This is a genomic window from Pseudomonas sp. MDT2-39-1 (genome assembly GCF_054898085.1).
On record NZ_CM142716.1, the window covers coordinates 113374 to 133430 of the forward strand.

The 20057-nt window shown below is 59.7% G+C and carries 13 protein-coding genes; 3 read left to right on the plus strand and 10 right to left on the minus strand.

Going from position 1 to position 20057, the window contains the following annotated elements; genetic code table 11:
- Window positions 1–34 precede the first annotated feature (34 nt).
- Window positions 35–268, plus strand: a complete 234-nt coding sequence (locus tag ACYZTM_RS00610; RefSeq protein ID WP_131058551.1) for a hypothetical protein — start codon at window positions 35–37, stop codon at window positions 266–268.
- Window positions 269–280: 12 nt separating this feature from the next.
- Here ACYZTM_RS00610 and ACYZTM_RS00615 read toward each other — a convergent pair whose 3' ends face one another.
- Window positions 281–2203, minus strand: a complete 1923-nt coding sequence (locus tag ACYZTM_RS00615) for a hybrid sensor histidine kinase/response regulator (RefSeq protein ID WP_461986370.1) — start codon at window positions 2201–2203, stop codon at window positions 281–283.
- A gap of 160 nt (window positions 2204–2363) precedes the next feature.
- On the opposite strand from ACYZTM_RS00615, the gene ACYZTM_RS00620 reads away from it, so the two are divergent.
- Window positions 2364–2774 carry a hypothetical protein gene (locus tag ACYZTM_RS00620; protein ID WP_461986372.1) on the plus strand — a complete coding sequence of 137 codons (411 nt, stop codon included), beginning with the start codon at window positions 2364–2366 and terminating at the stop codon, window positions 2772–2774.
- Here ACYZTM_RS00620 and ACYZTM_RS00625 read toward each other — a convergent pair.
- The 3 genes from ACYZTM_RS00625 to ACYZTM_RS00635 all read right to left on the minus strand — a co-directional run bounded on the left by ACYZTM_RS00625 (window position 2755) and on the right by ACYZTM_RS00635 (window position 7660).
- Entirely contained in the window at window positions 2755–3651 is an 897-nt protein-coding gene (locus ACYZTM_RS00625; protein WP_461986374.1) for a zeta toxin family protein, read from the minus strand. The two genes, ACYZTM_RS00620 and ACYZTM_RS00625, sit on opposite strands and share 20 nt — an antisense overlap.
- 128 nt (window positions 3652–3779) lie before the next feature.
- Entirely contained in the window at window positions 3780–6059 is a 2280-nt protein-coding gene (locus ACYZTM_RS00630) for an ATP-dependent DNA helicase (RefSeq protein WP_461986376.1), read from the minus strand.
- Window positions 6056–7660: a VRR-NUC domain-containing protein gene (locus ACYZTM_RS00635; protein WP_461989266.1), complete on the minus strand. Its 1605-nt coding sequence runs from the start codon at window positions 7658–7660 to the stop codon at window positions 6056–6058. The genes ACYZTM_RS00630 and ACYZTM_RS00635 overlap by 4 nt, the downstream gene beginning before the upstream one ends.
- A 235-nt stretch (window positions 7661–7895) precedes the next feature.
- On the opposite strand from ACYZTM_RS00635, the gene ACYZTM_RS00640 reads away from it, so the two are divergent.
- The gene (locus tag ACYZTM_RS00640; protein WP_109631133.1) at window positions 7896–8120 is read left to right on the plus strand and encodes a YgdI/YgdR family lipoprotein; all 225 of its coding nucleotides are present in this window, start codon (window positions 7896–7898) and stop codon (window positions 8118–8120) included.
- 117 nt (window positions 8121–8237) lie between these two features.
- Here ACYZTM_RS00640 and ACYZTM_RS00645 read toward each other — a convergent pair whose 3' ends face one another.
- The 6 genes from ACYZTM_RS00645 to ACYZTM_RS00670 form a co-directional block, all read right to left on the minus strand.
- Window positions 8238–8600: a hypothetical protein gene (locus ACYZTM_RS00645; protein ID WP_131058556.1), complete on the minus strand. Its 363-nt coding sequence runs from the start codon at window positions 8598–8600 to the stop codon at window positions 8238–8240.
- 215 nt (window positions 8601–8815) lie between these two features.
- Complete coding sequence (locus ACYZTM_RS00650; protein ID WP_461986378.1) at window positions 8816–10669, minus strand: polyurethane esterase; 1854 nt, start codon at window positions 10667–10669, stop codon at window positions 8816–8818.
- Between the two features lie 96 nt (window positions 10670–10765).
- The gene (locus ACYZTM_RS00655) at window positions 10766–12454 is read right to left on the minus strand and encodes a polyurethane esterase (protein ID WP_461986380.1); all 1689 of its coding nucleotides are present in this window, start codon (window positions 12452–12454) and stop codon (window positions 10766–10768) included.
- 24 nt (window positions 12455–12478) lie between these two features.
- Window positions 12479–15550: an autotransporter domain-containing protein gene (locus tag ACYZTM_RS00660; protein ID WP_461986382.1), complete on the minus strand. Its 3072-nt coding sequence runs from the start codon at window positions 15548–15550 to the stop codon at window positions 12479–12481.
- Between the two features lie 75 nt (window positions 15551–15625).
- Complete coding sequence (eprS, locus tag ACYZTM_RS00665) at window positions 15626–18583, minus strand: autotransporter serine peptidase EprS (RefSeq protein WP_461989268.1); 2958 nt, start codon at window positions 18581–18583, stop codon at window positions 15626–15628.
- 105 nt (window positions 18584–18688) lie between these two features.
- Window positions 18689–20056 carry a TolC family outer membrane protein gene (locus ACYZTM_RS00670; protein WP_461986384.1) on the minus strand — a complete coding sequence of 456 codons (1368 nt, stop codon included), beginning with the start codon at window positions 20054–20056 and terminating at the stop codon, window positions 18689–18691.
- Window position 20057 lies beyond the last annotated feature (1 nt).

The window sequence follows — 20057 nt, forward strand, 5'->3', positions numbered from 1 at the left end:
CTCCAGAGACAGAGGCAGATTTCAAGGACTGCGCATGGACCATCTCGATTGGGTGCAATGGCCAGCGATGCTGATCACAGTGCTGGCGGCGTGGCTGATCGGCTCGCAAAAACCTTCGCGCAGGGTATGGGGCTTCAGCTGCTTTATCGTCAGCAACCTTTTGTGGGTGATTTGGGGTTATCACACCAACGCCTATGCATTGATCGTGTTGCAGTTTTGCCTGTGTGCCATGAACCTGCGCGGTTTCAAGAAGAACGCGGACGGTTGAGCGAAACGCCGCTCACTTCATGGCCAAGGCAATGACTTCCACCAGATTGAGTTGGGTAAAGGGTTTGGACAAGCGCGGGAGCTTGGTGGCGAAACCTTCCAGGCGCTCGGCATAGCCTGTGGCGAGGACAATCGGCAGGTCGGGTTTCAAGGTCCGGATGGCCTGCGCCAATTGCGCGCCGTTCATTTGTGGCATGGCCATATCGGTGATGACCAGGTCAATATTCTGCTCGACGTCAAACTGCTCAAGCGCTTGTGCACCGGACACCGCGCTGATCACCCGGTGGCCGAGGTCCTCCAGCAACAGGCCGGTACTGGTCAACACCAGGGTGTCATCGTCCACAACCAATACGCACAACTGAGGCACCGGCGGCGCTTCCACTTCCGCTGCAGCGGGCTTGGCGACCGAAGCAGCCGTAGCGACAGGTATCCACAGTTCGGCGACAGTGCCGATGTCCTTCTGGCTCTTGAGAATGAATCGCCCGCCCAACTGCTCGATAAAGCCATGAACCATCGACAACCCCAACCCCGTGCCTTTGCCGACCCCTTTTGTGGTGAAAAACGGGTCCATCGCCGAAGCCAAGATGAGATCATCCATGCCCTCGCCTGTATCGGTGACACTCAGGCAGACATATTGGCCAGCCGGCAGCAGCAAAATTGATTGGTCGAGGACGTCTTCTGTCCTGGCGCTGATGACGATTTTACCGCCGTTGGGCATGGCATCCCGGGCGTTGGTGGCCAGGTTCAACACCGCCAGTTCGAGTTGATTGACATCAGCCATGACCGGTACGAGGTCAGGGAAAAAGCGTGTTTCGAGCTGCACGGCAGGTCCGAGGGAGCTGCGCAAGAGTCCAGTGATCCCCTCTACCAGCGCGGGTATCTCGACGGATTCGGACTTGAGTTCCTGACGCCTGGCGAACGCTAGCATGCGTTGGGTCAGCGATACACCGCGCAAGGCACCCTGGGTGGCGTTGTCCACCAATCGAGTGACTTTCGGATCCTCTCCCACGCGTTTGCGCACGATTTCCAGGTTGCCAAGGATGACGGTCAGCAGATTATTGAAGTCGTGGGCGATCCCGCCACTGAGTTGTCCAATCGCCTGCATCTTCTGCGCCTGGAACAGCGCCTCTCGAGTTCTTTCCAGATCCTTCTGAGCTTGCGTGGCCTCGGTGATGTCACGGGTAATCTTGGCGAAGCCCAACAACGTGCCGGTTTCGCCCCAGATCGGATCGACCATGACATGGGCAAAAAACCGCGTTCCGTCCTTGCGCACGCGCCAGGCCTTGTTTTCAAAGCGCCCCTCGCGCATAGCCGTTTCCAACGCGCGTTGCGGTTCACCGGCTTCGCGGTCTTCGGGGGTGTAGAAGATCGAAAAATGCTGACCAATGACTTCTTCGGGACGGTAGCCCTTGATCCGCTGGGCCCCCAGATTCCAGTTGGTCAGGCGTCCATCCGGGGCAAGCATGTAGATGGCGTAATCAGTGACGCTTTGAACCAGCAACCGAAACTGCTGCTCGCTTTGCTTGAGGGTTTCTTCGGCCATTTTGCGGTCGGTAAGGTCCCGGGTGATCTTGGCAAAACCCAGCAACTTGCCCGACGGATCGATAATCGGATCGATCACCACATGGCACCAGAAGTGCGTACCGTCCTTGCGAACCCGCCAGCCTTCACCCTCGAAACGACCCTCGCGAATCGCCGTATCCAACGCACACTGGGGCTTACCGGCGCGGCGATCCTCTTCGGTATAGAAGCGTGAAAAATGCTCACCGAGAATCTCCGCCTCCTCGTACCCCTTGAAACGCCTGGCGCCGGAGTTCCAACTGGTAATGATGCCGTCGGGATCAATCATGTAGATCGCATAGTCCACCACGGCATCAATCAGCAGGCGAAAACGCATTTCCTCGATGGAGTAGGTTTTGGACTTGTTATCACTCATCGATCACACCTGTGATTGTTGTTTTTATGGAGTATGCGACAAACCGTCGGTTTGGAAAGCCAGAAAACGGTCGTGCACTGGAGCATAACGCTCAGACCACCTATTCTCGACGCCAATCGCCATTTCTGGCCGATTCAAGGCGCCCATGATCCTGATTCTGTTGCCCACCTCTGACTACGATCCCACTGAGAGCAGCGTTCCATGGCAAGCCATGCGCCAGGCCGGCATCGGCACGCTCGACCCCGATTTCGGGCTTTCGGTATTGCAAGGTCGCAAGGTCACCGCACTGGTGGCCAACACCATGGAGCTGCCAGCCTGGGTAACTACCGCCGCCTGGCTCGGGCGCTACTACCGAACCTATCCTCAAACCGTCGAAGCGGAAGTCACCGCCGCCCTGTCCAGCCCGATGGATTTCCTGCGAGGTCCCGCCCTGGCGGTACGTGATTCGGCGGAACAGCCACAACGAGGTTTCGTCGTCCGCGATGGCCAGTTGCTGACCGCTCGCTGGCCGGGAGACTGTCATCGCTTCGCCGCCGAATGGGTACGCCTGCTTAGCGGTTCACGTATTTGACGATGTAGGCGTACAGATCGTTGTAGACAAAGTCAGGGACAACCTGGGCGTACGTTTGAGTTTTGAATAACGCCAAGTGGCATTCTTTTACCACCTCATCACGATCATTCAGGGTGTCGACCTGATTATTGATGATGCTGCCATAGGCGCTGTATACCGTCGGCGCCGTTGATGGCGTCACGTCAGCGGTTGTGGTGTAGGAGATATGAGCACGGGAGACTCGCTCTTTCAGCGCGCCGAATCCACGTTCATACACCGTGATTTGCGAACCATTGACGGCTTTCGAGGCGGTTTCGAAGGCCAGGATGATCGCTTGCACATTACTCATGCCGGCCTCCAGCGCCGATAACGGGACAAACCTCTCGAGTTCGCAATTTTCCAGGCTTTTGAAGGCTCTTTTGATGCTGGATACGTGAGCAAACTCTAGCGTGCAGCCGACAATATGCGTCTCGAATTGATAACAGGCCGCTGTCGCCAGCGGTGGAAACGCAGCGAAATCGAGGCTGTCGAACGCACACTCCATAATGATGTTGTATTTGAGGGTAAAGGCTTCGGTGAAGATTTTGGCGCTGACTTCTCGGACGAAGGCTTCCGTATGTTCATACGCATGCAGGACGCCGAGTTTGATCATCTCCGCGTATTGGGGGTGTTTTTGTCGGTATTCGGGCAGGTAGAGACGAACATATTTGTCGTAGCGCCGGGTCGGCAGGAGTTTGTTTTCCAGCAAAAAGGTTTTGCCCGACCCTTGCAGCCCGGCAACCACCAGAATCTTGGGCGTTACCTCGGCCGCGATACCACGGAACAGCGTGGTTTTGATTTCATTGAACGCTGCAGTGACCTGCTCAGGGGTGTAAGCGTAATTCGGTGCGGGGGACATGCCTTGATTTCCTTATCAAAGAACTGGCAGAAAGTGACTGCCTGTCCTTTTAATAAAGCGGTGTTTCGCCAGTTGTTCAAATGAGCGTGTTTTTCAAGGTATGTCACTGTTTTAAAAAGTAAAAGATCCTACGTAACTGAGTGAAAATGCGTCTGCTCAACCGACCACCAGCGCGGCAGCAATTGTTTGACTTTGCTGTCGCCAAACCGGTCATCAATCAACATCACCACCCCTTGATCCTGCTGAGTGCGGATCACCCTTCCTGCCGCCTGCACCACTTTCTGCACGCCTGGATAAAGATAGGTGTAGTCATAACCGGCGCCGAAAATCGCCGCCATTCGATGCTTCAACTGCTCGTTGACCGGATTGAGTTGCGCCAGCCCCAAGGTGGCAATGAACGCACCGATCAGGCGGGCGCCGGGCAAGTCGATGCCTTCACCGAACGCTCCGCCCAGTACCGCAAAACCAACGCCTTGGCTGTGCGCGGTGAACTGATCGAGAAAGGCCTGTCGCTGCCCCTCGTCCATTCCCCGGGACTGCGACCACAGGTTGATCTGCGGGTGTCGTTCGGCCAGTAACTGTGACACTTGCTGCAAATAATCGAAGCTGCTGAAAAACGCCAGGTAGTTGCCGGGGCGTTGGCTGAATTGCCGGGCGATCAGTTCGACAATTGGTTCGAGGGACGCTTGGCGGTGAACGAATCGGGTCGATATCTGGCTGACGATGTGCACTTTCAACTGGTCGGCATGGAACGGTGATTCGACATCAATGCACACCGTGTTCGACGGCGTACCCAGCAGATCCGCGTAGTAATGCCGAGGGCTCAGCGTCGCAGAAAACAGCACCGTGCTGCGCGCAGCGATCAGGCGCGGGCGGATGAAACCGGCCGGCACTACGTTGCGCAGACACAGTTGCGACAGGTTCTGTTTGCGTTCGAGGTCGCGCTTGCTGATGTCGAACAGGAACTGCTCGTCGAAGAGCTCGGCCACGCGACAAAACTGCAGCATGTCGAAGTAAAAACTCTGCAAGGCGCTGTCCAGGCCCTGGGGATGATCGTTGAGATAATCGCCGATGCTCGCGCTGCACGAAGACAGGGCCTGGAGGAGTTTTTCCGGGGCCTTGTCATAAGCCTGATACGCGGCGAGTTGCAGATTGTGCAGGGCATTCCACTCTCGATTGACCCGCTGCAACGGTTTTTTCAGCGCGTCCGGGGCGGTTTTTCGCACCCCGTTGAGGGTCGATTGGTCGAGCGTGGCGCTGTACATTTGCCGCCCGCGCTCCACGAGGTTATGCGCCTCATCCACCAACACCGCGACCCTCCAGTTATTAGCCTGAGCCAACCCGAACAGCAGCGCACTGAAATCGAAATAGTAGTTGTAGTCGGCGACCACCACGTCTGCCCAACGGGCCATTTCCTGGCTCAGGTAATAAGGGCAAACCTCATGCGCCAATGCCACCTCGCGCAAAGCGTTCTGGTTAAGCAGGCTCAGCTCACTGGCGGCCTGACGGGCGGCCGGCAAACGATCATAAAAACCCTGGGGCAACGGGCACGATTCGCCGTGACAGGCTTTGTCCGGGTGCTCGCAGGCCTTGTCCCGGGCGATCATCTCCAACACCCGCAGCGGCGGCGCATTGGCGCTTTCAAGGATCACTTGCGCGGCGTCCAGTGCCAGTTTGCGCCCCGGCGTTTTCGCCGTGAGAAAGAACACCTTGTCCAATTGCTGCGACGCCAGGGCCTTGAGCATCGGAAACAGCGTGCCAATGGTCTTGCCAATGCCGGTCGGCGCCTGGGCCATCAGGCAACGACCGGTGCTGACCGCTTTGAACACCGACTCCGCCAAGTGCCGTTGCCCTGGACGGAAGTCGGCATGGGGAAACGCCAATTGCTGCGCCGCGCGATTACGGCCTTCGCGATGAACCATTTCCTGCTCGGCCCACTGCAGGAACAGCCCGCAATGATGCTCGAAGAACTGCTCCAGCTCGCCGGCGCTGAAGGCCTCGACCAGGCAGGTTTCCTTTTCGCTGACGATATCGAAGTAGACCAGCGCCAGATTGATTTGTGCCACCTCCAGCTTCTGGCACATCAGCCAGCCGTAGACCTTCGCCTGCGCCCAGTGCAGTTGTCGGTGGTTGGCCGGTTGCTTGCTCAGGTCGCCGCGATAGGTTTTGACTTCTTCCAGGCAGTTTTGCGCCGGGTCATAGCCGTCCGCCCTGCCCTTGACCTTCAAGGTTTTGTACAGGCCTTCGAGGGCGACTTCGCTTTGATAACCCTCACATCGACGCGAGGCAACGGTGCGGTGCCCGACGATGCCCTCCAGGGCGGTCGGCGACGGGGTAAATCGCAGGTCGAGGTCGCCGACCTTGGCGGTGAATTCACACAGCGCCCGCACCGCAATGCTGTAGCTCAAGCGCTCTGCTCCGCCCATTGCACATAGCAGACGGCGATCGGCATCTGATGTTCGTGACAGAACTCCAGCCAACGCAATTGGTTGTCTTGCAGGCGATCGCCGGGGCCTTTGACTTCGATCATGCGGTAGGTCTTGTGCTGCGGCCAGAACTGGATCAGGTCCGGCATGCCGGCACGGTTGGCCTTGATATCCAGCAGCAGGCGATTGAACCAGTGCTTGAGGTGTTCGGCCGGCAGGCAATCGAGGGCCTGGTCCAGCAGTTCTTCGCTCAGCGCGCCCCAGAACACGAAGGGTGACTGCACGCCCCACTTGGCGAGATAACGTTCGCGGATGGTCTGGATATAGCGACCGTCATCGAGTTCGGCCAGACAAGCCTGAAACACATCCGCCCGACGTGCATGAAAATCTTCATTGAGCAGGTCCACCGGTCCGCGCTGGAATGGGTGGAAAAATGCCCCCGGCAACGGTGCAAAGATCGCCGGCCAGCACAGCAGCCCGAACAGCGAGTTGATCAGGCTGTTCTCGACGTAATGCACGGGCGCCGAATCCTCCGCCAGATGCGCCTGGACGTAAAACTCAACCGACAACGCCAGATCGGTCCTGGGCAATTGAAGGTCCAGTCGCAGCATTTCCCGAGGGGATGGCCGCTTCATCGCCGGGCCGCCCAGCTTGCGCCGCAGTCTGGGCAACACACGCAGCACATGCTGATGCTCGGTGGCACTTTCCGGCGATTGCTCCGCGTGCGTGGCCAGATGCAGGGCTAACTGATATTCACCGCAGCGCTCCAGCACACGAATAAGGCGCACGCGTGCGCCGGGGTAGGCGCAATCGCGATAAATAGTCAGCGCCGTGGAGAAATCCGCCATGCGTTCGCAGTGCTGACCGATCTGGAACAACAACTTGCCCCGACGTCGTTGCAGCCACGGGTTGTCGAGTACCAGCCCGTTGATCTGTTCGACGATGGTCGCCACCGCCTCGCCGGCCTCGAAACGCTGCTGGCAGTGGTGCAGGAACAGGCAGGCCTCCACGTCTTCGCGGCAGCGCAAGCCCCGGGACTCGGCGCAGAATTCGACTTTCTCATAGGTGAAGATGCCAAGATCGGCCAGCACGAACTCCGACCAGTCCTGGTAAAGGTTGCCGAAGAACATAAGACGCAAGCGGTCACACAGCTCCTTGATGGTCAGCGTGAACAGCCGGTCGCTCAGTTGCGGGCACCATTGCGCGAAGCTTTGTGCCTCGCAAAATTGCTCTCTGAGGGACGCCAGCCATTCGGTCTTCTTGCCTTTCGGTTGCTCGATGGCAGCACCGAAGCAGTGAAGAATCTCGGCCTTGAGCAGAACGTCGAACAGTTCCTCGATCTGCAGCGGCGACTGATCAGAGATCCAGCCTGCCGCCCGCAACGGCTCGGCGGCGCTGGCGATGTCCCCGATCTCGACGTAACTCAATTTACCGGCCCTGAAATGCAAACCCTTGCGCATCACCATCCTGACCAGCAGTGCCCGGGACTCACGGGGTTGCTGACTGAAATCGCGGATGAAGGCTTGTTCCTCGACGCTCAGCACATCGGCATAGCGATGCTCAAGCCAATCAAGTACTTGCATGAAGTTGTTCAAGTAGTAGAACGGGTCGTCGAGAGGATTTACAGTCACAGGAAAAAAGGGCCATGGCAGCGAGTACTGGTTATGCGTACAGATACCAGCTACGGCGCATCCGGTGCAAACGGAAAAGGATAAGCGGCGACGCTATTTGGCTATTTTCGCGTGGCCATCGAACTTTCTGCCGATCCATGGCACCAACCGGCATAGCGGCTTTTTTTAGCATTTTTGAGAGGTGGGTATGAATATCAAGACTCTGGGTTTGCCCTTGGCAGCGGCGGCCTTCCTGGCCCTGGCCGGTTGCTCGACGCCAACGGTCGTGACCCTGCAGAACGGCACCCAGTATTTGACCAAGGACATGCCGAAAACCAAGACCAAGGACGGGTTTTACGAGTTTGAGGATATTTCTGGCGCGAAAGTGAAGGTCAATGCCAACGACGTGGCCACGGTTCGCGAGGAAGACTGAGGACCGCGTCATCGTTCTTCGCGAGCAAGCCCGCTCCCACAGGGGGATTTTCAGCGTTTACAAAATCCCTGTGGGAGCGGGCTTGCTCGCGAAGAGGCCCTCACAAACACCGGAAATCTACGGCATCCACGGCGTAGTGTTATCGCAGGAGATGAACTTCCCTCCCCGCAACCTCAGTTCTTCATGAATCTTCTTACAGCGCTCGTAATCCTGCTGCATCGCGTGATCGATGCTGATGTTGCCAGTGATCTCCGGTTGCTTTTCCCCCGAACGCAAAGTCAAAAAGGGTTCTTCCGGCTGGAGCTGGAAACGGCTTTTCTCTTCCAGGGGTTCAACGGTTTCCGGCGATGCAGGTGCCGGCAGTTGATCTGGCGTCATGCCATAGCGGCTCAAAATCGAGCTGTGAGGCAATTCTGCGGCGGCACTTGTGGATAACAGAGCCAGTGCCAAACCGATGATGTGCCTCTTGCTGTTACTCACGTTCTTTAATCTCCTGATCCAGTACTCAATCCTGTTGTTGCAAGGTATTGGAGTCCGCAGGTGACTGTCGGGTCACGTGTTCAGGCAGGTTTACCGCGTTATCGTTTTTCGCGGGCAAGTCGGGACGCCGAACCGCTCGCTCCTACAAGGAATCGCACACCCCTGTAGGAGCGAGGCTTGCCCGCGAAGAGGCCCTTACCGGCGCCACATCACTGTCAGGCAATAACAATCCCTGAGCCAGACAGACTATCCAGCCCAACCCCCACCAACGTCACCGAATCCGCGCCAAACGTCAGCACCGTATCCTGCCCCACCGCGGTGGCATGGGCCCGATAGTCATCATTCGGCGCTACGCCCTGAACCCCAAGGAACACCAGTTTGTCATTCGCCTGGTACCCCAGCACCCGGTCCTGACCAAACGCACCGCTGAACAGGAACGTATCAATCCCGCCCCCCGATTCCATCAGGTCAGTCCCTGCCCCGCCCACAAACACATCGTTGCCCTGGCCGCCGATCAAATGATCGTTGCCGTCCAGGCCGAACAACCAATCGCCCGTCGCATCCGCCTTGAGCGTATCGGCCCCCGCGCCGCCCTTCGCCGATGACGCGTACTGGGTCAGGTTGTTGCCGACGGCAAGGCCATTGGCCGTGACGCTGTGCGTCACGTCATCCTTGAACAGCCCCCACAAGAACCCCGGTTCCTTGGTGACAATACTGCCAATGTCCCGGGTGATGCTGATGCCGCCGTTGGCATCCCGGACGTAGAGGTTGCCGGCACCGTCATTGGCAAAGCCGAAGCTTTTAACCGACTGCTGCAAGTCCAGCACGTTGCTGCCCTTGCCACCCAACAGGATGTTGTAGCCGCTACCGTCACGGAAACTGTCGTTACCGTCGCGCCCCTCCAGGTAGTCATTCCCCTTGCCGCCCTGAATCAGGTCGTTGCCGTCGCTGCCGATGATGAACGTGCTGCCCTTGTGGGTTTCAGCGTTGCGATTGAGGTCCTGAACCCAGGTGTTGGCGCGCGCCGGGTCCGAGAGATTGGCGACGATGATCGTCGAATCTTTGCTGGTGAGGTCGTAGAACTTCGATTCGATCACCCGGTTCATGCCGTCGCCATAGGCGGTCGGCAGGTGCGAGATCCAGGTCGGGATGTTGAGGATGGAAAACGGCAGCACATTCCACGCCGTCGAGGCGTAGTGGTCGTTGAAGCTGACGATATTATCGGTCGCCGAGGCCTTGGCGGCATCGTGTACGCCCACCGACGACAGGTTGAAGGATGAACCGTCGAGGGCTCGAAACACCGGGTCGTTTTCATAGCCGACATTGAGCACTTTGTCGGTGCTACTCTGGGTCGGGGACGCGTAGGCGATGTAGTTGGAATCCTTGTAGAACCCGGACCACTTGTCCGTGCTCAAGTCCGCCAGGCTGTTGACCGCCAACCCGCCGAGGCTGTGGCCGCTGACCAGCACGTTGTTGCCCGACAGGCCATTGGCCTGGGCAAATGCCATGACGTCGCCGAGCAAATTGCCGAAGGCTTCGCCCACATAGTTTTTCGCATAATCCTTGGGGCCGAACGCTGCCAGCAGATCGTTGATCACGTCGCCGAACGAGTCGCTGATCAAGGTTTCCCGCGGGCCGCTGGTGCCGCGAAAGGCGATGCCGATTTCAGTGAGGTGCCCCTGGGCATCGTACTTGCCGAGGATCTCGACCTGCGCGCTGGTGTACCCGGCCTTCTCGCCGAAGAACGTTCCGCGGGCGTCGACCTTGCCGTCATAGCCCAGTTGCGAGGCCGTGATGGGCGTCCAGCCGGCTTTTTGCACGGCCTCCAATGCGGCTTTTTCCGAATCGGGGTTCCACGGAATGCCGGGGATCACGCCCTGGGAATCGGTGCCGCCCAGCAACGCGGTAACCAGGGTGGCCGGCAAGCCAAGGCCGAAGCCGTTGTGCTGGTAACCCGTGGCAAAGCCATTGTCGAGGTTGTGATAGGAATACAGCGTGATTGCCATCGCGTCGGTAAACAACGCTTTGGAATCAGCTGTGCCGAAGTTCTTGTAGTCATACACACCCATGGGTATTGCCTCTCTTTTGTTGGAATTGTCAGAGATAGCTCACAGCCAGAACGCCTCGTTCCCGAGGCGCCCCGGAGCATTTAGTGCATGCAGCCTTTACGCAAACGTAATGCCTGAAGCCGACAGGCTGTCCAGTCCCACCCCGACCAGGGTCACGGCAAAATCGCCCACCTTCAGCACCGTGTCATGGCCCGACTGCGAAGCGTGTTGCTTGTAGTCATAACCCTGCCCCGCGCCCTGAACGCCAAGGAATACCAGTTTGTCGCTGCCTTGGTAGCCATTGATCGCGTCGAAACCGAAGGCGCCGCTGAACAGGAACGTGTTGTTGCCACCCGAGGCGTGCATCACGTCATTGCCTGCGCCACCGACGAAGGTCACCTGGCTTTTGTCGCTGCGCAGCAAATCGTCCCCGGCGTTGCCGAACAACCAGTCGCCGTCGACGCTCGCCGCCAATGTGTTGCCGTAGGCGTCACCGTTGAGCGAGTGGTTGTAGTGGGTCAGTTCACCGCCATTGAGCAAACCGTTGGCGGTGACGCTGTAAGTCACCTCCTTGCTTCCCCACCACGAACCCGACTCCTTGCTGACCAGCGCGCCGATGTCGCGGGTCATGCTGATGCCGCCATAGGCATCCCGCACGTACAGCGTGCCGTCGCCATCGTTGGCAACGCTGAAGTTCTGCAACGGCTTCTGCAATTCGAAGGTGTTGCTGCCCTTGCCGCCCAGCAGGAGGTTGTAGCCACCGTCATCGCGGAACCGGTCGTCGCCGTCGCGGCCTTCGATAAAGTCATTGCCGGCACCGCCCTTGAGCAAGTCGTTGCTGTTGGTGCCGATAATGAAGGTGCTGCCGGTGTGGGGCTCGCCGCTGCGACCCAGGTCCTCGACCCAGGTCTTGCCCCGGGACGATTCCGCCAGGTTGGAGACGATCAGCGTCGAGTCCTTGTCGGTGAGGTCGTAGAAACGCGAGTCGATCACCCGGTTCAAACCGTCGGCATAGCCCAACGAGCCATGAGCCGACCAGTTCAGCGGATTGAGGATGCTGAACGGCACCAGGTTCTGCGAGGGGGACGCGTACTGGTCATTGAAGTTGACGATGTTGTTGGTCGCCGATTCCTGATGACCGTCGTGCTTGCCCAGGGAACCACTGCTGAACGTGGTGCCGTCGAGCACCCGGAAAACCGGGTCGTTTTCGTAGCCGATGTTCAGCACGTTGTTGCCGGTGGCGCTCTGGGTTGGTGAGGCGAACGCGATGTAGTTGGCGTCCTTGAAGAAACCACCCCAGTTGCTGCCGCTCAGTTCGGCGAGGCTATTGACCCCCAGCCCACCGAGGCTATGGCCGCTGACCATCACCTCCTTGGCGCTCAGACCATGGGCGATCGAAAACGCGGCAACGTCCTTGAGCAAGTTGTCGAAGGCGTTTTTCGCATAGTTCGTCGCGTAATCCACCGGGCCGACGGCGGCCAGCAGGTTGTTCTTCATGTCGCCGAAGGTGTCGCTGTAACCCAGGCCGCCGGTGCCACGGAAGGCAATGCCGATACCGATCAGCTTGCCCGCCGCGTCGTACTTGCCTAGGACTTCAGCTTCGGCGCTGGTGAAGCCGTCCTTCTCGCCATAGAAGGTGCCCTGAGCGCCGACCTTGCCTTGATAACCCAGCTGCTTGGCGCCAATCGGCGCCCAACCGGTGGCCGGCAGCGGCTGGCCGGTTGGCGTGTACGCATACAGCGTCAGCGCGATGGCGTCGCTGTACAACGCTTTGCCGTCCGCATTTTTGTAATCAAACAGTCCCATGTTGTTTGCTTCCTTTGCGTGAAATCAGAACTGCCAGTCGAGTGTCAGACCTACACCGTGGTCTTTCTCGTTGGAGCCCAGCAGTCCGTTGTAATCCAGGCTCACCCGCACATCCTGAGCCACCGCCAGACCCGCGCGCGCACCAATGACGGCGGCGTTTCGATCCAGGGACACGCTCTGCACGCTGAACCCGGTGTTGCCATTCACGAAGCCCAGATGATCTTCGGAACGGGTGTTGCTCAGGTTGTGCTGCCAGCCCAGGGTGCCGGACAGTTCCAGCTGCTGTTTATCCGACAGCGCAATGGCTTTGCTCGCCCGCACACCGAGGGTCGAGAGCACGGCGTCACGGTTGTCTTCGCCACCTTTGAGCGCTGCGGCATCACCCTTCTCGGTGAAGCTGTCGCGGTTGAGGTGCACGTAAGCCAGGTTGGCGAACGGTTCCAGTGCCAGCGGTTGCAGGTCCAGGCGATACGCGGCTTCGGTGAACAGTTGAGCGGTGGTCGCATCGCGTTTGGATTTCTGTTTGCCGCTGACGTCTCCGAATTGCAGGTCACGTTTCACGTCGATGCGATGCCAGCTGTAAGCGCCGCCGACGCTCAAGCGCAGTGCATCGATTTCATGGCCCAGGTAGGCACCCAAGTGGTAGCTGTCGACGGAGGCCGATGAATGCGTGCCATCGCCCATGCTCAACGAGCTGTCGCTATATCCAGTAACGAAACCCAACCGCGTATCTTCAGCAATCAGACCGTCAACACCGGCCAGCAAGCCGCCGATGGAGCTGTTGGAACTGGCGTTGTCATGCCCTCCATCGCTCTTGCCCCAGGCGCCAAGGACTTTGACCCAAGCGTTGCTGCGGTCATCGGTCGGTGCCGCGGCATCGAACAGCTCACGCTCACGCAGACGTTCGCCAACAGCGTCGCGCAAGTAACGACTGTCGTTGATCAGCAACGTGCCGATCGCCGGATGAATCTCACCGGACAGTTGCTGGAACGCTTGTTGCGCGACGGCGGCGGTCGGCGAAAGCAGCAGGGTTTCATAGAGCGGATTGCCCGCGCCCAATTGCTCGGCGGCAGCCGCGACAGCGCGTTGGTTCGGGGTTTGGCCGACGCTGGCGAAGGACGCGGCGTTACGTTCTACCGCCAGTTGGATGCCATTGGCCGAGTAGTCGAGCGTGCCGCCGATGAACAGGTAGTCCGGCAGCACCGCACCGAAACGGCCTTCGATCCCGCCGGCCGCTTGCAGAATGTTGTATTGGTTGCCAAGCAGGGATTGCACTTCGCTGGTGGTCAGCAAGGTCGGGCTGTTTTCCAGGGACAGGCTGACGGTGGCGCCGTCGATCACCGCTTTACCGCCCGCGATGATCTGGTCGCTGCTAGTTGGCGACAACTCTACGGCGTAAGTCGAGCCACGCTCGAAGGTCACGTCGCCCGCTACCTGCAGGGTGCCGATGGAATTGCCGGGCGCCACGGTGCCGCCGCTTTTCGCGGTCAATGCGCCGATGCGGCCGTTACCGCCGAGGATCCCGCCGTCGTTGACGGTGACAGCCGAGAGCAGCGAGCCATTGATGGCCAATCGGCCCTGATTGACCAGCGTCGGGCCAGCGTAGGTGTTGGCGCCGGTCAGCACCAGCGTGCCGACGCCCTGCTTGGTCAGGCCGCCATGGCCGGAGATGTCGTTGCGCCAGACGTCCAGTCCGCAATGCACATCGTTGCACACCCGTTCGGTCGGTTTGCCCGCGTCGATAATCGCGCCGATGCCCGGCAAGTCCGCCACAAACTGACTGGAACCGTAGGCCCCCTGGATGCGGAACTCCTCGGGAATGTCTTGCTCGGTGACAAACATCCCCGGGCCATCGATGCCTTTGCGCAGGTTGATCATGCCCCAGCCGTACAGCGCGTCGACACCCGGTGCGCCCATGTCGGTGGCCGTGGTACGCAACACGCTGGCAACCTGGGCACCGGTCATGTACGGAAAGCGTTCCATCAACACCGCCACCGCACCCGCGACGTGCGGTGCTGCCATGGAGGTGCCGTTTTTGTTGGCGTAGCCGATGGTCATGTTATCGGCATTGGTGCCGCCGATCACCGCGCTGAAAATCTTGCTGCCCGGTGCCGACACGCAGAAACTCGCGGTGTAGCCGCAGCGCGACGAGAAGATGCTGATGTTGTAGAGGTCCGGGCTGTTGAGGTCCGGGTTCTTCTGCAAGGCCGCGACGGTCATCCAGTTCGGCGCGATTTCCGGGACGAAATAGCCCAGGCCGGCAATGGCGTCCGGGTTATTCAGGTTGTAGTCGTTGCCGGCAGCGAAGATCGTCACGATGCCGCTGCGAGCGGCCGCAATCGCACCGTCATACGCGCCACCCTGGCGGGTGCCGAGGATGGGCTGGATCTGATTGAACTGCAGTCGCGCGTCCTGCACGGTGAAATGCGGATACGCCGGGTCGCGCCCGCCCAGATCGAAGCGATCGGTGATGCCGATGCCCCAACTGTTGTTGATGATCCGCGCACCGCTGGCGATCAACGCATCCCAACCGGCCTTGTACACCGCACCGTCGTTGCCGAGGATGATGCCGTCTTCAGGGCCCGGGTCGCCGTTGTCGGCGCTGATGATTTGCGCGTTGTACGCCACGCCGTGCATCGGGTTGCCGTCGCGGCTGCCTGCGGCAATCCCGCCGACGTGAGTGCCGTGGGAACCGAGCTTGCCGTCGTAGCCGACCGAGGGCGAACCGTCATACAAAAACGCATCGCCGGCTTTGACCGGGATGTACGGGTCGGTGTATTCGCGGATACCGCTGGTGACCAGAGTCACCACTTTGTTGGCACCGGAAAATTCCGGGTGCTGGGCGTAAACCGGTTGATCGAAGATTCCCAGCTTCACGCCCTTGCCGCTGTAACCGGCGGCGTAGGCTTCCTGAGCGTTGATGGCGCCCAGGCCCCAGTCAGCGTTGAACTCAGCGCTGCGCCAACTGTTGGGGTCGCCTGCTCTGCCGTTTTCCACGTAGGGCGCTGCTTGTGCGGTACCTATTGAGGTTAATGCGCAGAGCAGAGCGCGGTTGAGGGTTTTCAAGGCGAATAGGTTGTTGTTCTTAACTTTCATCCAGCGACCATCCTTAGTTGTCTTGCCAAAATCCCTGTGCCTTAAAAAGCACACTTCTATGTTGTGAAACACGCGTTAGAACTGCCAATTGAGGCTCAGCCCTACGCCATGGCTCTTCTCGCGGCTGGCCAGTTGGCCGGTGTAATCAAGGTTCAAGCGAATGTCGCGGCTCAGGGCCAGGCTGGCATGGGCGCCGACCAGCGCCGCATCACGCACCATGGGCGAACCCTCCACCGAGAACGCCGTGCTGCCGCTGGCAAACGCCAGGTGCTGTTCGGCATCGGTATTGCTCAGGTTGTGCTGCCAGCCGAGGCTACCGCTCAGGTCGAGTTGCTGCTGAGCGGACAGGTTCACGGTTTTCAATGCGCGCACACCCAACGTGCTGAGCACCGCGTCACGCGTGTCGCCGCTGCTTTTCAGTGCGGCGGCATCACCGTTCTCGGTGAAGCCTTCGGTGTCGAGGTGTACGTAGGCCAGGTTGACGAAGGGTTCGAGCGCCAGCGGTTGCAGGTTCAGGCGATACGCCGCCTCGCCGAACACTTGAGTGGTGCCGGCATCAACCTTGGCCTTCTGCTTGGCGCTGACGTCGCCGTATTGCAGGTCACGCTTGACGTCGGCGCGATGCCAGCTGTAGGCACCGCCGGCACTCAGGCGCCAGGCGCCCAACTCGCGGCCGGCATAAGCGCCAAGGTGATAGCTGTCGACCTTGGCCGATGAATGAGTGCCCGAGCCCATGCTCACCGAACTGTCGCTGTAGCCGGTGACCAGGCCGATCCGGGTTTGCTCGTCGATCACGCCATCGACACCGGCGAGCAAGCCGCCAATCGAGGTGGTGTAACCGGCGGTGTCATGGCGGTCATCGGTCTTGCCCCAGGCACCCAGCGCCTTGATCCAGCCATTGTTTTGAGTGCCTTTGGCGTCAATCAGTCGCTCGCCGACCGCGTCACGCAGGTAACGACTGTCGTTGATCAGCACCGAGCCCAATGCAGGATAAATTTCCCCCGACAACTGCTGGAACGCTTGCTGCGCGGTACCCGCAGACGGCGACAGCAACAGGCTTTCGTAAACCGGATTACCCGCCCCAAGCCCTTCCACGGCGGAGGCGACGGCTCGCTGATTCGGCGTCTGGCCGACGCTGGCGAAGGTCGTGTCGTTGCGCTCCACACTCAGTTGAATGCCGGTGGCGGCGTAATCGAGGCTGCCGCCGATGAACAGATAATTGGGCAGCACCGCGCCGAACTGACCTTGGATTCCGCCGGCCGCTTGCAGGATGTTGTATTGATGACCGAGCAGGCTTTGCACTTGTTGAGCGCTGAGCAAGGTCGGGCTGTTTTCCAGAGACAGGCTGACCGTCGCGCCGCTGACCGTGGCCGTGCCACCCGCGATGATCCGGTCGCTAGCGGTCGGCGACAGCTCCACCGCGTAGGTCGAGCCCGGCGCAAACGTGACGTCGCCGCTGACCTGCAAGGTGCCAATGGAATTGCCGGGCGCAACCGTAGCGCCGCGGTTGGCCGTCAGAGCGCCGATTCGGCCCGACCCACCCAGCGTGCCGCTGTCATTCACGGTCACACTGGATGCCAACGAACCGTTGACCGACAGCAGTCCGCCATTCACCGCGGTCGAGCCGCGCCAGGTGTTGTCACCGGTCAGCATCAACCGTCCGGCACCGGACTTGATCAAGCTGCCTTCGTAGATCCGGCTGGCGGCGGCTGAATCGCGAGCCATGCCGACGGCGTAATCCGTCTGATCCTGCTGGCTGGCACCGGCAGGCACACCGTTCTGCCAACCTTTGGTGCTCAAGGTCTGTTGCCAGGCACTGCGTTCGGCCGCGTCTTCGCTCTGACGCTGGATCAGCGCGTTGTCCGAGATGTCGTTGCTCCAGACATCGCTCTGCCCTGCCCCCAGATTGGCGTCGAAGCGCCCGAGCAATTGCCCCGGCCCACGCATCGCCCGTTCGAGGTTGGCCACGCCCCAGCCGACGCGGGTATTCGGTGCCTGGGTGATTGAACCGTCGAGTTGGGTGGCAGTGGTCAGCAGGGTTTCGAGCGCCTGCTGGTTGGTCATGTACGGATAGCGTTCCATCACCAGCGCCAGGGCGCCGGTGGCATGCGGCGCGGACATGGACGTGCCGGACTTTATCGCATAACCGCCGTCGGGAATGGTGCTGTCGATCTTCGCGCCGGGGGTGGTGATGCACCAATACTTGGCGATCCCGCACTGGTTGTACTTCTGCTGGTTGCTTTGATCCAGCCCCGACACCGCCAGCCAGTGACCTTCCAGGTCCGGCTGGAAATACGGCAAGGCCGAACGCACGCTGGCGTTGGGGTAACCGCTGTTGCCGGCGCTGAACACGTTGATCACGCCGCGTCGGGAAACGCCCGCCGCCTCGTCGAGCCAGGTGCCTTTGTTCCAGTGCTGCGCGTAAGCGGCGTGCAGATCGCCGAGGGTTCGGTAGCTGACATCCGGTGGCTGGCTGCCCCAACTGTTATTGATCGCCCGCACGCCAGCGTCGGCCAAGGCGTTATAGACCGCTTTGAAGTAGCGCGGATCGGGATGGGGGCCGAACAGAAAACTGTCGTTCTTGTTGGTGTTGCCGACGTAGACCTGCGCGTTGTACGCCACACCGTGCATGCCGGTGCCATCGCGGGAGGCGCCGATGGTGCCGGCGACGTGGGTGCCGTGGGAATCGTTGTTTGTGTTGAGGGTACCATCCACTTTGAACAGTGAACCGTCGACGTAACTGCCGCTGGCCAGCACCGCGTGGTAACGGTCGGTGGCGAATTCTGGATGGGCCGCATCGAAGCCTGAATCGAGCTCGCCTATTTTCACGCCTTTGCCAGTGATGCCGGCGGCGTAGGCTTGGTCGGCCTGCATGCGGGCCAGTCCCCAGTCACGCTGGAATTCTGTGGTACGCCAACTGCCCGCATCACCCAGAGTGCCGGTTTCCTGATAAAGCGCCTGAGCCGAGCCGGGCACTACTGAAATCCAGAGCAACAACGTGCCGACCGACATCGGCTTGATCTGTACATCCATGTTCATCACTTCTCGCTTTTTTGGCGTTTTTAGAATTCTGGTTGCCCATTAAGGGCCGCAATGAATCTGTAGCAGTTGGTAAAAATGTGGTGTTTCTTGAGGAAATCATTGACTCCTTGGGCCCTGGCCGAATGCCTCATCCACCTTTGTCAGATCCTGCTCGCTCAAGGTCCCGGCGTAGTAATGCAACTTGGTCCAGGCCATCAGGTAGTCATACCTTGCCTGCGCCAGATCCCGGCGGGTGGTAAATAGTTGTTGTTCGGCATTCAACGCATCCAGGTTCACCCGCTCGCCACCCAAGATGCTTTGTTTGGTCGAGACCACCAGCGCTTCGGCCGATGTCAGGGCTTTCTGATAAGCCCGAAGTTTGTTCACACCCGACAGGCAGGCACTGAATTGCCGCCGCAACTCGATCAGGGTTTCCCGGGTCTTGCCATCCAGTTCGTACTCGGCCTGTTCCATGGTCCGGCTGGCCTGACGGGTCGACGCCGACACCCCGCCGCCGGCATACAACGGCACGCTGACTTCAATGCCGATGGTGTTGGTGTCATAACGCTGGTTGTAGGTATTGCCGCTTTCCGATTCGTTCTGACGCACCGAAGCGTAGGCACTGACTTTCGGCAGGTGCCCGGCGCGGTTGCGTTCGACTTCATAACGCGCAACTTCCACTGCCTGGCGCTGCGAGGCCAGGTTCGGGTTATTGGCCACGGCCATCTCGTGCCAGGAGTTGTAGTTGGCGGGCTGCAGGCTGAAGGTCTGGAAGTTCTGGTCCAGCGGCGCCAGGTCCGAGATGTCGACGGCCGGCACGCCAATCAGCGCGCCCAGTTCACGCAAGGACGCGTCCTGCTCGTTGCGCGCCTCGATTTCCTCGGCGGTCGCCAGTTCATAACGGGACTCGGCCTCGAGAATATCGGTGCGCGTGCCCTCGCCCTGGCGGAACATCTGTTCGTTCTGCTGGAATTGCTGTTCGAAGGCTTTCTTCTTCGCCAGCGCGATGTCGATCTGATCCTGGGCGAACAGCGCATTGGTGTAGTTTTCCAGCACACGGACCAGCAGTTCCTGGCTTTTGCCGCGGAAGGCTTCGTCGGCAAACAACGACTGCGCCACGCCTTTGCGATAGGCCGCGTAGGCTTCGTAATCGAGCAACGGCTGTTGCAGGGTCAGGTTCGAGCCATAGCTGCTGTAGTTGCGGTCCTCAGTGAAGTCCGGACGACCTTCATTGATTTGGGTCACCTTGGAGGTGTTCCGCCCCTTGTTGTAGGTGTAACCGATCCTGGGCAACAGCCCGGACCGGCCAATGATGCGGTTTTCCAGGCCGGCGTCCCGCTCCTTCATCGCCCCCAGGAACACCGGGTCATTGCGCAACGCTTGCTCGTAGATATCGAACGGCCCCATGACGGCCATCACACTGTTGCACGTCAGCAACGCCAGGGTGGCGGCGAGCATTAAAAGCTTATTCATACAACCGAACATC